Annotated in this window: 7 protein-coding genes; 4 read left to right on the top strand and 3 right to left on the bottom strand. The window is 38.4% G+C overall.

Translation table 11 applies throughout. From position 1 onward, the window contains the following. Nucleotides 1–69: 69 nt before the first annotated feature. From LVD15_RS24480 to LVD15_RS24465, 3 genes are all read left to right on the top strand, one after another. Nucleotides 70–1,320: a YdcF family protein gene (locus tag LVD15_RS24480; protein WP_233777818.1), complete on the top strand. Its 1,251-nt coding sequence runs from the start codon at nt 70–72 to the stop codon at nt 1,318–1,320. Nucleotides 1,321–2,323: 1,003 nt separating this feature from the next. Continuing rightward, the gene (locus LVD15_RS27030) at nt 2,324–5,251 is read left to right on the top strand and encodes a S8 family serine peptidase (RefSeq protein ID WP_305038975.1); all 2,928 of its coding nucleotides are present in this window, start codon (nt 2,324–2,326) and stop codon (nt 5,249–5,251) included. 278 nt (nt 5,252–5,529) lie between these two features. Then, nucleotides 5,530–6,309 carry a M57 family metalloprotease gene (locus LVD15_RS24465; protein ID WP_233777817.1) on the top strand — a complete coding sequence of 260 codons (780 nt, stop codon included), beginning with the start codon at nt 5,530–5,532 and terminating at the stop codon, nt 6,307–6,309. Nucleotides 6,310–6,378: 69 nt separating this feature from the next. On the opposite strand, the gene LVD15_RS24460 is transcribed toward LVD15_RS24465, so the two are convergent. The 3 genes from LVD15_RS24460 to LVD15_RS24450 form a co-directional block, all read right to left on the bottom strand. Next, on the bottom strand, nt 6,379–8,781 hold the full coding sequence (locus LVD15_RS24460; protein ID WP_233777816.1) for a carbohydrate-binding protein: 2,403 nt from the start codon (nt 8,779–8,781) through the stop codon (nt 6,379–6,381). 24 nt (nt 8,782–8,805) lie between these two features. Further along, nucleotides 8,806–10,236 carry a carbohydrate-binding protein gene (locus tag LVD15_RS24455; protein WP_233777815.1) on the bottom strand — a complete coding sequence of 477 codons (1,431 nt, stop codon included), beginning with the start codon at nt 10,234–10,236 and terminating at the stop codon, nt 8,806–8,808. Between the two features lie 195 nt (nt 10,237–10,431). Then, complete coding sequence (locus LVD15_RS24450) at nt 10,432–12,336, bottom strand: beta-1,3-glucanase family protein (RefSeq protein WP_233777814.1); 1,905 nt, start codon at nt 12,334–12,336, stop codon at nt 10,432–10,434. A gap of 562 nt (nt 12,337–12,898) precedes the next feature. On the opposite strand from LVD15_RS24450, the gene LVD15_RS24445 reads away from it, so the two are divergent. Beyond that, complete coding sequence (locus LVD15_RS24445) at nt 12,899–14,827, top strand: toxin-antitoxin system YwqK family antitoxin (protein ID WP_233777813.1); 1,929 nt, start codon at nt 12,899–12,901, stop codon at nt 14,825–14,827. Nucleotides 14,828–14,847: the final 20 nt, after the last annotated feature.

Genomic DNA, 14,847 nt, shown 5'->3' with positions numbered 1-14,847 from the left:
CTTGTTTTTTTGGTTGGCAGTCAGGCAAATATTTGCCTGGCTGCTTTTTTATTTCTAAAAATGAAGATAATGAAGACATGTAAATATCTCTCTGTGCTGCTTTTATTAATCATTTGTAAAATTGCATTTGCACAGACAGAATACAGTAAAGTCTATAGCTCGGGTTCTGAGCTTCAGGATAAGAATTATTATTTACTTACTCTTATTCAGCAAATGCAGCCTGTATCAGATCAGTTGAAGAACAATACTGCCCTGCAAAAATTGAACAAGCAAAAGATAGCCAATGTAACACAAGCATTGGAGTGTTGCTCTGAAAATAGAGAATTTATTGTAAATGCATTTAAATGGACGGATACAGAACAAAAGGTAATATCAGACGCTCTGATCAAAGAATGGCAGAAATCTTCAGAAATGAAAGATTTGGTAACAGAGCTGAGGGCGTCAAAAGCATATATTAATCTCGATTCACTCAGTGATGAAGCGTTTTTAGCAGCTGTTTTTAGCCTTTGTGTAGAAGGTATGAATCATGTAATGGATGTTTATGGAAATGGTACAGGAGCTATTTATCCTAGTATTGATTCAGCTGCATATGATATTGATGGTAAGTCATATCAAGCTACTATCCGAATGTGGAGTAGGGAGGTGCTGAATTCAGCCCATAAAGAGAATCTGTTCTTTGAAATGCCATTAGATTTCAGTTTGTCTCTGCTTTATTTGAATCACAGAGATGAGGCTGCACGCTATGAACCCATGGAAGAGAAGGAGAATAGAGCCGCGATTGAGTATATCCCTACCATAAAATGGGAGAATTATAAATATGCTTCTGTTTTAGTTTTAGGAGCTGGTTCTGAAGTGTATGGAGTGAGACTCACTCCTTTAGGCAAGCTCAATTTAAGGATTGCTGCTAAGCAGTTTTTAGAGGGTTTGGCTCCTTTGATAATTGTTTCTGGTGGACACGTGCACCCTTTTCGTACTCCTTATTGTGAAGCAATAGAGATGAAAAAGGAATTGATAGCAAAATATGGAATAGATGAAAGACATATCATAATAGATCCGCATGCCAGGCACACCACCACTAACCTGAGGAATGCGTCAAGATTGTTATTTGCCTATCAAACTAATACAAATAAACCAAGTATAGTTACTACCAACTTTGATCATAGTGATTATGTAGAATCACAGCGATTTTATGATAGATGTGAGCAAGAGTTGGGGTATCAGCCAGCTAAATTACTTGATAGAATAACACCAACTTCTATAGAGTATTTGCCAAGTGAGTTGTCATTTCAACAAAACCCTTTGCAACCTCTGGATCCATAATTCATTTATCGGTAAAATCCGCATTTAATCTTTCAAAATAGCTTTATGCAGAGCATGAGTATATTATTAAGGTTAAAGCATATACCTTAGTATCAATTAAAGCCAACTATAGACAACAAAAGTCCCCTTCAGAACCAGGTTCGAAGGGGATTTTTTGTTTATCAACTTTCTTAAGGCCATACATTTTGCAGGCAGAATTCCATACCTATTTTAGCTGTTGTGTTCTCGCTTTCATTATTCAGCTACCTTATAAAATAACATTATCTACAATTATTAAAACAACTCATCGGCTTTATCTGTCATTCAACCCTAAAAAATAGCACAAACAGATATTGGCTTTCGGTTTTTAAGGGGAGGTATTACCTTAGTATCAATTAAAGCCAACTATAGACAACAGAAATCCCCTTCAGAACTAGGTTCGAAGGGGATTTTTTGTATCTGTCTTGTATGAATTTTTCGCCATTCTGGTAATTTTATTTGAACAATACTTCCTCTGCATTGCCATTATACCGCTTTAAAATAGCTCTTCTTTTGCTTTCAGGCCACTTCTTCAAAAAACAAGGGGATATTTCCCCTCCTTAAAGGGTCTATTTCCTCTGTTATAAGCAGCTTCAGCACTCTATCTTAGTGTCATGATTAGTTGTAGAAGTAAAACTTTTCACGTTCAGGTTCAGAAAACTGCTAAGCAGGATTTTTCCTGCTGGCAGTTTTTAAAAGAAATTAATAGTTGGCACAATTTAATTTAGCACACCTATATTCTGCGATCACGAAAAAGGGCACGCTGTATTCTCCTCAGCTGCCCTTTTTTTATGTCCTTTTCAATCGACCTCTATAGAAGATATTCATTTTATTAATATAAATCAAAGGGGTTATTCACTTTTATAATGGGGTCTTTTCCTATGAATGTCGGCTTAGTAAGCTTCTAATTTTACACTTATGAATCGATTCATATAGCGTATTCTGAAAAGCTATAATAGAGTAGGAAAAATATAAATGTTCTATCATGAAACCCAGGAATTATATACGTATCGCCGTAAGGCCCACCCATATCCAAAATGTACTTGTCCTAATTTTTGTGCTGCTTTCTTCAGTCTCATTACTGGCTCAAGACTATTACTATTATTACAATGGTGAAAAGCAGCCATTAAGTTTAAATACTGATTATGTGTATCTGGTTACTTCAGATGATTTGGCCGATGCTAATAAGGTAAAGTTCTTATCTGCTTCTGCTAAAGTAGAGAAGCATGCAATGGATAATTCAATCCAGATTTTTAAAAATGTACGAAAGCAAGCCGTTGGTAATACTAATTATTGGTCAGAAGTAAAACTCAATGGTAAGTTCTCAGGTAAGCAATACTTAGAATACCTCAAGGAGTTGGAAGCTAGTGATTTAGTGCTTAATGCAGCTCCTTATTTTTCGAATAAACAAGAGAAGAAAATAGGTCTTTCACAGTATTTGTATGTGAAGGTTAAGAATGAATCTGATGTAGCATTGCTTGAAAAGAAAGCTGCTGATCTTGGGGCATTGATCGTTGGTCAGAATAGATTTATGCCAGAGTGGTATATTCTAAAGTGTACTGCAGACTCCAGGTTTAATGCTTTAGAAATAGCTAATAAAATATATGAAACTGGCCAATTTGAGCATGCAGAGCCAGATTTTCTGATAGATGCTGAGATTAATTCAGCTAATGACCCTTTACTTCCAGATCAGTGGGGGCTAGACAATACTAGTCAGTATGGAGGTATTGCCGGAGTAGATGTGAAAGCCTTTGAGGCCTGGGACATCACTAAAGGTTCGGGCGAAGTGATAGTGGCTGTATTAGATCATGGTTTTGAAATGAACCACCCGGATTTACAGCACAATACAGTAGGTACAGGTTTTGACACAGAGTCTGGTACCTCGCCTGCATTGGTTTTAGGTGCACATGGTACTGCTTGCGCAGGAATAGTTGGTGCAATGCAGGATAATAATGAAGGCATATCAGGTGTAGCTCCTAACGTAGGCTTAATGTCTATTAGTAACTCTTTACTGGGATCTCCAAATTCAAGAATGGCCCGTGCCGATGGTATTAACTGGGCCTGGCAAAATGGAGCTGATGTTATTAGTAATTCATGGAGTTCAGGCGTAGCATATGCCGTAATTGACAATGCTATTACTAATGCTTTAACCAATGGTAGAGGCGGTTTGGGTACCGTTATTGTTTTTGCTTCAGGTAATAATAATGGGGCAGTTTCTTATCCTGCTAATAGTAATCCTGATATTGTTACTGTTGGTGCCATTGGTGACTGTGGTAAGCGTATTGATCCTATTGGTGGCTCATCTTGCTTATCCTGGAATTCTACTCAAGGCAGTAACTTTGGAGCTCAGCTCGATGTGATGGCACCGGGGGCTAGTATCGTAACTACAGATCAACAAGGAGGTAGTGGATATGCCACAGGTAACTATACTACAACCTTTGGAGGTACATCATCGGCATGTCCTATGGTGGCTGGTATTGCAGGGCTTATTTTATCAGTTAACCCTTGTTTGACTCATGATCAAGTGGAGGATATTCTGGAGCTAACGGCTCAAAAGGTAGGTTCGTATGCCTATGGTAATGTTTTAGGAAGACCAAATGGTATCTGGCATAATGAAATGGGGTATGGCTTAGTTGATGCTGAGGCAGCAGTGTTGATGGCACAGCAGTTAATTCCCGGAGGGGCTAACTTTGATTTGTACTCCAAAGACAGAAACTCAGATACAGGCATAGAGCCTAATCCTGATTCAGGCCCTATGTACTTAAGTACTGATATGTGGGTGAGAAAGAATGCCGATGGCGGTCTTACTCATGAAAATCCAGAATTTAAGCTTTATTCTCCTAACGCTATTTATGTGAGGGTAAGAAATCGTAGTAGTGTCACCAGTGAGTGTGCCAATATTTCGGTATACTTTTCAAAAGCTTCTACAGGGCTTGTATGGCCAACACACTGGATAAACTACAACCTTTTGGGTGTTTTGAATGGTGATATGGTTAATACGGTTTCAATTCCTCCTATAGCACCCGGAGGTACATATATAGCTGAAATTTTGTGGTACCCGCCTAATCCGGCTGATTTTACTAATGATGTGCATCATTTCTGCCTGTTATCTCGAATTGTGTCACCTTCTGATCCTATGTTTAATGAGGTTAATAATGTGAGCGTAGGGTTTAATGTAAGGAACAACAACAATATTGTATGGAAGAATGTATCCGTTTATGATAATGATGCTGATTTTATGAGCGTATATATTCGTGGAGTAAGGAAAGGCTTCAGTAAGATAGACCTGCGCTTTTTAGATCAAGGCTTTGATGAAAAAATTGAAACTCCATTTTTCAAAAGAGGAGGGGCTATTGTACTCCAAACAGAGCCAGAACTAACCAGGAGAATAATGCAGGCAGAATTGAAGAATGTAAAAGTGTTAGAGAAAAACAGTTTTTATATTGCTCAAAATGCAGTTATTCAAGGCCTGGAATTGAACGGGGAGGAGACTTTTAGCATGGATTTTCAGTTTAAAGTAGATTTAAGAGAAGGAGAGGAGACGTTTCTAGATGTGGTTCAATACAACTCAGAAAAGGGTAATATAGAAGGAGGTGAACGCTTTACTATTGTGAATAAGGAAGGAAAGGAATCAGTTAGACCTGTTTCGGAGGAGGATAAGGGAATGATTTATCCTAACCCTTCCAAAGGCCAAATATTCTTGAAATATGACATTGGGACTGATAATACTGATGTTCAAATATCTATTCATAATATAACCGATAGTGAAGAGGTGATGAGGCTACATACTGGTGGGCAATCTAAAGGTAATTATTATACTCAGTATAATATAGATAAGCTGGAAAGGGGTATTTATCTGGTTAAAATAAAAATAGGAGATAAAATAACTACTGAAAGATTAGTAGTAGAGTAAATATTCAGGTATACGGAAAACCGTTTGGAGTTCATTCTTCAAGCGGTTTTTATATTGCGGATGGAGACGGTGAATTGTTACATATTAAAATATTAAAAAATTAATTATATTGATTGTAGCTGTATCTATAGGTTGATCCTTGTTTGATTCTGGATTTTTTAAAAAATATGAGATCAATTGTTACAAGTGTGATGGTGTCTAAATTTCTTATTTGAGCACTTACTAATCTTCCATCTACCTTAGAGGTGCGATTATTTTTAACCTAAACCAACACAACGATGCAAACGCACCAAAAAATGCAGTCATCTATGACTGTCTTGTCTATTTGTATGGCCTTTGTACTATTCTTTTCTTCATGTCAGGAGGAAACCGAAAAGGTGTCTCCAAAAGCTGAAGAACCCACGGATGAGCTTGTTAGTTTTCTTGTTAAATCGGGTTTTAATGAGAAAGATATAGAGCTTGAAAATGACACCTACGTTATAGGAGGAGATATTTTGATTGATAAATCAGAAGTAGAGAAGTATGTTGCTAATGGCACAGCCTTAGAAACTGATCCTTCTACAGAACATTATCGCGGATACTATCTTGTTAGCAGTAGCAACGTTTCTAATATGAGATTTTATATCTCTTCTTCAGTACCCTCTTCTTGGGTAACTGCTATTTATGAGGCCGTTGACGCGTGGAATTCTGTTAATGGAACTTCTTTGTATATGTCTATAACCTCTAGTAGTAGCAATGCTCATACCACTATTACTACAGGTTATTCTAGTCAAAATTGGGTGGCTAGAGCGTATTTACCTACTTCTAATGGCCGTCCAGGATATAACATGGAGATTAATACAAGATATAACTCTCTAAGTAGTGGATATAAAAAATTCACCATAGTTCATGAAATGGGTCATATTTTTGGTCTTTATCATACAGATCAAACTCAGGGGTATTTCATTAATGGAACACCTTCTAGTGATCCTAATTCAGTAATGAATTCTTATGTATTACCTTGGAACGGGTTTACTAATGGAGACGAAGATGCCGTTCAAATCCTTTATCCAGATTAAAAAATAGGTTATTTATTTATAGTGTAAAGTAAAAGGCCGTCTCAGTTTCTGAGCGGCCTTTTTGTATTGCTATTGTTTAATGAATTTCTGTATAGTTTGGTTCTGGTCTTTCTGTAACCTTATAAAGTATAGATCAGCAGGAAGGCTGGAAATCTCAATATCATCTCCAGAATATTCCTTGGAGAGGATCTCCTTACCTGTTTTGTCCATCAACGTATAGGTTCCTCCTTTGTACTGCTGTGCATTATTAATGTTAATGAAATTATTAGCAGGGTTAGGGAAGAGTACGAGTTCAGTTGAGGATAATTGTTCATCAGTATCCCTTCTTACACTCATGTCTGCTCTGGCAGAGGCTGATGATTGTGGAGTAATTGTTATCCAGTTAATATTCCACCCGCCGCTTTGTGCATAGAGACCGAAATCATAAGTGCCTGCATTCACATAAACAGAATGAGAAACAGTTTGCCAGTTTTGCCAGCCACCGGTAGAGGGTACATTAACAGTGCCTAGTACGGTAGAGCCAGCATCAAGATCTGTAGAAATAACACCGCCGCCACTCTCACTAGCCACTCTGTATTCTATTAAATAGTTGCCTGAAGTAGAAAAAGGAACAGAGAAATAGGCCATCCAGTCGCCAGTTTCTATGTATCCTACATTTTGTCCTCCTTCAGAGCAAGACTCTATCTGCACTCCACTCATGTCATTATAATTCTCTGCTTCAAGAAAGTTATTAGTAGAAGTAGTAGTACTAATCACTATAGATGTAACCTCATCATTCCAGCCCTCATCTACCAGGCAGTTGTCATCTCCTGTTTTTACTAAAGAAGATCCGCCAAAATTATTATCCCAATAAAGCGTAGCCTGATATCCGTTTTGTATTCTTATAGAAGAAATATCATCATTACTTACTCCCAGGCCTTGTAGGGCACTAAGATTATAGCTTCCTTCTGAAAGCGATACAGCATAGCCGCCATAATTACAATCCTGATAAACGGTAACTACACCAGGATTGGAAGTGATGTTGCCTGTAATGGTAAAGCTACCTAAAGAGGCATAGTCAGAATAACCATCCGTTGCTGGATTGCCAGATCCTGTTCCTTCTACTCCGATATAATAAGTGCCTGCATCCAGGTAGGCATCTAGGTGAGTATTAAGGCCATTGCCATTAAAAATGCCAATAAGATTACCGCTGGCACCTTCATAGAGGTTGACTAATATGTTTAAATTACCATATCTGCTTACGGTATTAATATCTAATGAGATATTGCCGGTACCACAGTTAAAGGCGAACATGTCTACATCATTATTTCTCTCAATAACACCAGTTTGAGTGGTAATGGAGCCACTTGCATTGCTGTTAATAAAGGTAGAAGAACTGAAATTATTGCCATGGTCATCTCCTCTATAGCTGATATAGCCTGTCATTACTGCTAAATCATCTTCGGTGTTATTGGCATTATTATATTCGCCTTTGCTCCATTGCGTTAAAGGTTGATAATAACCAACACCCATAATTGGAGCCCATCCGTTATGTCCACGATAATAGCCTTCGTTAGGGTTTGTACGACCGTCATGGCCTAAGCCTAAAGTATGACCTACTTCATGAGAAGCCGCCTCTCCACCATTTTTACCAGACATGATAAACACCCAGCATGGCCACTCTCGGTATCCGAAAGCTCCCACGTAGGCTACACCGCCACTGCCAGATGCTGGTGAGTCGTCTGGTGTAAAAACGCATCTTTGTCTTCTGTTTTCAGCATATGAATTATATACAGCTTGGCTTGTGGTAACATTAATGTTAAATGGCCTGAAATCTTCACTTACTACTTCCCATGTTTCTTGTATCTGAGCATCGCTCATACCAGAGGCAGGTGCATTCCAGCTGTTGCCGTCCATCCATCCTGTGCCAGAAGGGAGCGAATAGCCATCAAAATCCAAAAGGATGCAAGCTTCTGCTCCCGGTAAACTTTGAAGATCATTCACGGCCGCTATTACCACATTTTCAGCTGGTGATGATGCTTCTTCTCTGACAGGCCCTTTAGGCGGTGCATATTCCACACAGATCACCTTGTCTATATCTGCAGATTCTATAAAAGTTTCTTTAGCTCCATTAGAGTAATACTTAAAGGCGGTTGACTGATCCTTCAGCACGATGTTACCTTTAAGCTCTTTATCATTAATCTGGATGATGAAGCTACTGTTTTTATGGTTTTTCACTCTACCAACCAGAGTTAGTTCATTGTCAAAAGCATTCTGATAACTTACTTCTAACGCTACAGAAGAATGATTAGGTAGAGAAATTTCCAGTTCAGAGCCAGATAGCCTTTGGCTGCTGGAATTGCTATTATCAATTTTGGATTTTAATTGATTTTGAAAACTGGAAAGACTGCCCAAAGGCAGTTTTTTCTGTGCATTACAGATTGATAAGAATCCACTTAAAATAAGCAGAAGAGCCGTTTTTACGTGTTTCATTTTAAACTTGGTTTAGGGTTGAAATTATTGTTTGATAAACTTTTTAGTTATTAATTTATCTGAGGAGTTTATTTGAATAGTGTATAAACCTGGTTTCAAGGCAGAAATATCTACTTCGTTATGAGGAACAGCTTCTTGTAGCATTACTTGTCCCTGACTGTTATAAACTTTGAGATTAGCTAATTCGCCAGCGTTTTTTAAGTAAAGCCTGTCTTGAGCAGGGTTAGGGTAGATTTGGAATGCTTCTATTTCTATGTTTTGTTCTGCTATGCTTTGGTCGGCTCTGGCGGAAGCATTGCTTTGTCCGGTTATTCTAAACCAGTTGATATTCCATCCGCCATTTTGAGCGTAGATGCCAAAGTTATAGGTTCCGGCATTAATGTATACGGTTTGGAACACGCTGGTCCAGTTTTGCCATCCACCAGTAGCAGGTATGCTTACATTGCCTAAAACCGTAGATCCGGCATTGAGGTCAAGAGATAAAGAGCCTCCATTTTCACTAGCCACACGGTACTCTACCTGATAATATCCAGAAGAAGGGATGTTAATGCTGTTATAGGCCATCCAGTCTCCTGTTTCTATGTACCCTACGTTAAGTCCACCTCCTGCATCGGTAGTACTTTCAGTTTGCACACCGCTCATAGAAGAGTAGTTTTCTGCTTCAGTAAACAATGAGAAATTATTGCTATCGGATTTTCGATATACTCTAACATAATCTACATACATATTGGCAGGAAGAGCCGCATCGTTTACTTCCCATTGAGGCCAGTTTCCACCCACAGCCATGTTAAGTAAAAGGAAAAACTCATTATGAAATTCCTGAGTGCCATTTACTCCATTAGCTATGTTCACTTCATGATATTGGCTTCCATCAACAAACCATTTGATGGCGTTTTCATCCCATTCAATGGAATATACATGATAAGCAGTTACATTGGTGTTAGTGTATCCTCCGTAAGAAGCATAGTTGTTATTGGCGTCAGACCAGTGGATGGTTCCATGTACACTAGACTCAGTGTTTACTTGTTCCATGATATCAATTTCACCACAGTAAGGCCAACTTACCTGATCAAAATTACTGCCTAGCATCCAGAAGGCAGGCCAGAGACCTAGCACAGAAGGTAAAGCTATTCTGGCTTCTATTTTTCCGTATTTAAAACTTTGACGGCCTTTTGTAATCATTCTGGCAGATGTATAGTCAGCGTCACCATAACTTTCCTTGCGGGCAGTTATCACTAATTGACCATCTTGAACAGAGGCATTTTGCGATCGGTAATATTGCATTTCATTATTCCCCCAGCCGCCGCTGCCGGTTTCAAACACCCAGTCATTACTGATGCCATTAGTGAATTCATCTTGCCAAACAAGTTGCCAGCCTTGTGCTTGTGAAGTGGTATTTAGGCCAAGAGACACAAGGCCCATTAATAATAAAGCTAGTATTGGTATACGTTTCATAACATAAATTTTAAAGTTATTAAATCGATTTAGCCAACTTTAGACTTAAGTAGAAGAGGCTGCTCAGCAGTAATTGTAAGCCAGATTGAGGCACTCTAAATCTTTGTTATTAGGAATAGAAAGATATTTCGAGTACCTCAACATGACATCCGTTGATGGAGTAACTTCTATTGAGACAGCCTCTTCAGTATGGAGTTATTTCTTAATGAATTTTTTGATGATTTGTCTGTCACCTTGCTGTACCTTAATCAGGTAAAGATCTGAAGGCAGGTCAGAGATGTTGATCTCTTCACCCAGATAAGGTTTGTTGTTAATGATTACTTTACCAGTTTTATCAATTATGCTATAAGTCGCATTTTGATAATCTTGGGTAAGTCTCAGTTGAATACTACTTTCAGCAGGATTTGGGTATAGTACATTTTCTTCAATGGAAATGTCATCTGCCGTACTTTTAGCTGTGGCAGCTCTTGCTGCTGAAGCAGAAGACTGCTTAGTGATTTTCCACCAGTTAATATTCCAGCCACCTGCTTGAGCATAAATACCAAAGTTATAAGTACCCGCATTAATATATACTGTGTGAGAAACAGTAGTCCAGTTTTGCCACCCTCCTGTAGAAGGGATAGAAAGTGTTCCCAATACATTGGCTCCTGCATTAACATCCAGAGATAATTGTCCGCCGCCACTTTCGCTGGCTACGCGATATTCAACGAGATAAGTACCAGATTCAGGAATGCTGATGCTGTTATAGGCCATCCAATCGGTTGCTTCTATGTAGCCCACATTTTGTCCTCCTTCAGAGCAGTTTTCAAGTTGTACTCCCTGCATAGATCCATAATCTTCAGCTTCTATTTGCTGAGAAAATTCGGAACCACCTCCGCCACCATCACTTTCAAAACCGCCAAGGGTAATAGTTATATTGGTAGGATTAGGTGTGTGTACTGTGGCTGATTGATCAAAAACATCATCATAAGCAAAGGCATAAGTCTGTCCTTCAAAGCTTATATCTTCTCTGTGAAAGAACTTAGCATACCAGTTATATGGCCATGTTTGATAATAGTTGGCAGTATTTCCAAAATCCTGAAGTACGCCTGAAGGCACATTAAGGTCAATAGCATGACGTGTGATGGCAGCTACAAACTGAGCTTGAACTACTAAATCCCACTGTCCGCCAGAAGCTAGTACACCACTACCTTCCATAGCTTCCACTGTGTTAGGTTTACCTGGTATAGTGGCTACCTGTCCATCGCTGTCTCTGGTAAATACGAACTGATTTCCCTGAACACTACCTCTCCATACACCGGCTTGTCCGGAGTTAAAAACTAACTGCTGACCAGAGTATTTGCTCCAGATAGCATCTATATATCCCTGAAAGAAGTTGCTAGGGAAAGAACTGTTTTTAGTAGGGAATTGGATGATTCCTTCTGAGCTATCAATTAAGCCCTGAAACTCTGTGGGAGCACTGCTTTGCCAGTCTGAAAGGATCTGTGCATGTGTTTTTTGTTCACCTACTTTTTTATAGAAGTTGTTTCCCCATACTTCTAAACCCATAGGGTACTGATAGCTGTCTACTCTTGTAGTATTACACCATAGACCAAAGTCATTATAAGTGAGCTCTATTAACTCGTATTTAATACCTTGATTAGGATCAGTAGGATTCTCCAAATTAGGAGCAGAATAACCGCTAGGAGCACCTGAATGCCCGAAGAAGTAGAGGTATAATTGGCTTTCAAAAGCAATCATAATTCTACAGCCCGCTATTTTGGGAATATTAATGGTGTTATTGCTAATGTCACTAAGCTTTCTGAAGCAGTTAGCGTAAAGACCATTATTGCCTGGTCCCTGGTTGCCTCCGTAAACAGGGCCGGGTACGGTATTATCAGCAGGACTCATAGGGTTAACCTGTCCTGTAACCGGATTTACCCACACGTGTCCGTCAGTAATACCTACTATCCCGATGTATACTTCACTATCGGGGTAAGGGGAGTTATTGACTACATGATAGGGTAGTGTTTGCGCCCACGCCTGGGCTGAACATAAAATAAATAGGATGACTACCAATAGTTTGGGGCAGTCTGCTAATTTGTAATGCTTTACTTGCATGATTTAACTAGGTTTAATTGAAAAATGGAACAAGTGTTACTTTCCCCAATAAAAACTGGGTAGCAACAGCAAGGTCAATAGTGTGAGAGAATTATATGTTGTGTTGGGTACGCTGGTATTTTAAGGCTGTGAAAAATTGCCTATGATTGATATACCAGTCCTTAGAATTGATAGATAGTAATATTGTGACATATAAATAAAGGTTTTGGTTGAACACTTTAAAGTTGTCATTAATTACAGTAAAAAAGAAAAGAAGAGCTACTACAAATACACATCTTAGGGCATTTTACTACCTTACAAAAATACATCAGGTTGGCGTAAGTGAAATAAAGACAGGGAGTTATGCGCTTTTTTTAAATGCAGCAGAATAGCGGAATAATTAAAATATTTTAGCTCTTTTTTGGAGAAACTTTTATGGTTTCTTGATTTAGAATAATGCTGTTATAAATATGCTCTATATTACTTATTATTATTGTTATTATAACTTTTTTGATATAAATAATTTTTCTTAGCTATGTTTAGTATCTTGCCATAATTATTTATTGGCTTTAATTATACTATTATGACACGCTCAGAACAACTTCAATATTGTAAGATTTGCCAGAACCGAATGATGGATTCTGGAAGAGGATTAGTGTGCAAGCTCACCAATGATGTGGCAGATTTTGATCAAAATTGTGCAGATTTCAGAAAGGATGAGCATGAGGCCAGGGCATTGGCGCTTAGAGAAAGCGAGCTCAATGAAAACATAAAGAGCACAGAAATTATAGCAGACTTAAATGATGATTTGATTGAAAGACTGAGAGAGCATCAGGATTTGACTTTTGCTCTGGTGGGTGGTTTTGCAGCCTGTCTATTGAGTGCATTGCTTTGGGCGGTAATAACAGTGGCCACGCAATTTCAGATAGGCTATATGGCTATAGGAGTTGGGTTAATAGTAGGCCTGGCGGTTAGGTATTTCGGTGCAGGTGTAGATAAGCTATATGGTGTTATAGGAGCCATATTTGCATTGTTAGGTTGTGTTTTGGGTAATCTTTTTTCTCAGATTGGCTTTTATGCTAATGACCAAATGCTAAGCTATTTCGATGTATTTAAAATGTTTAGCATCGCACAGTTTGCAGGGGTAGTAGTAGATAACATTAGTCCAATAGATTTTCTGTTTTATGGAATAGCACTGATAGAAGGTTATAAATTTTCCTTCAGGAATGTATCAGGAGAAGAACGCATCAATATGTCAGAAGATCCGGAGTATGTACCTTATCCATCAAATCAAAAATTAAGAGCACCTTTAGCTATCAGTCTTTTTGTGGTAATTACTGCTGGTGTCTTTATTATGAATATGCGAGAGGCACACGGCACGCAGACATTTTATTATGATGATGGTGCTAAGTTATCTAGTGGAGAAATGCTAGGTGGTAAGTTAAATGGTAATTGGAGCTATTATTATGAAAATGGAAACGTATCACATAGCGGAGAATATCAGGATGGTGTTCAGTCTGGTAATTGGCTTTTTTACGATGAGTTGAGTAACCTGATTCTCATTTGTAATTATGAAAAAGGCCTTTTACATGGTTCTTATATCAAGTATCATTATAATGGCAATGTGTCTGATTCAGGCCAGTATAAAAATGGTCGGATGGAAAATGATTGGGCGGTATATTCTGAAGCCGGAGCACTTCTTAAGTCAGGCCAAATGAAAAGGGACAAACCTTATGGTGCCTGGAAAGCCTATTATGATAATGGAAACCTATTGTCTCAGGAAAATTATAACAAGGAGGGAATGCTTGATGGGAAGGCGACTTATTATTATGCTAATGGAGAAATAATGCAAGAAGTAGTGTACCATGGAGATTCAATGGAATTTATTAATTATTGGGATCCTAAAGGGCAGCAGTTAGTGAAAGACGGTAACGGACAGTTTATTCAATATTATGATGATGGAAATGTCAATCAGAAAGGATTGGTCAAAAATGGTTACAAAGTAGGCCTATGGGAGGTGTTCTATCAGGACGGAACAAAAATGCAAGAACTTGAATTTGTAAGACCTGACCTTTCTAAGATAAATCAGCTTTTTAATGATAAGGGAGAGCAAATAGTTAAAGATGGAGAAGGTGACTTAAGGTATTTTCCTACTGATGAAGGAGCCTTAAGCAGCGGACATATAACCAAAGGGCTAAAAGATGGTAAGTGGGAAATATATACTGCAGATGCCCTTTTCCTAATGGAGCAAAACTATGATATGGGAGTTTTAGAAGGAGAAATTACCACCTACTTTACTTCTCAGGTACCCAACTCTAAAGGTGTTTTTAAGAATAATAAGAAAACAGGGGATTGGGTTTGGTATTTCGAGAATGGAATGGTTGAAAGTGAAGTCACCTTTGTGGATGATAAAAAGCATGGAGAACAGAAGTTTTACGATGAGGGAGGTACTTTATTAAAGACTGAGAAGTACGAAAAAGGTCAATTGGTAGATATGATTATTGAAATCTAAAATCTATAAAACCTGATGGC

The organism is Fulvivirga maritima, assembly GCF_021389955.1.
GTDB classification, from domain to species: domain Bacteria; phylum Bacteroidota; class Bacteroidia; order Cytophagales; family Cyclobacteriaceae; genus Fulvivirga; species Fulvivirga maritima.
Note: the sequence above shows the minus strand (reverse complement) of the source record. Positions and strands in the feature narration are given on the sequence as shown.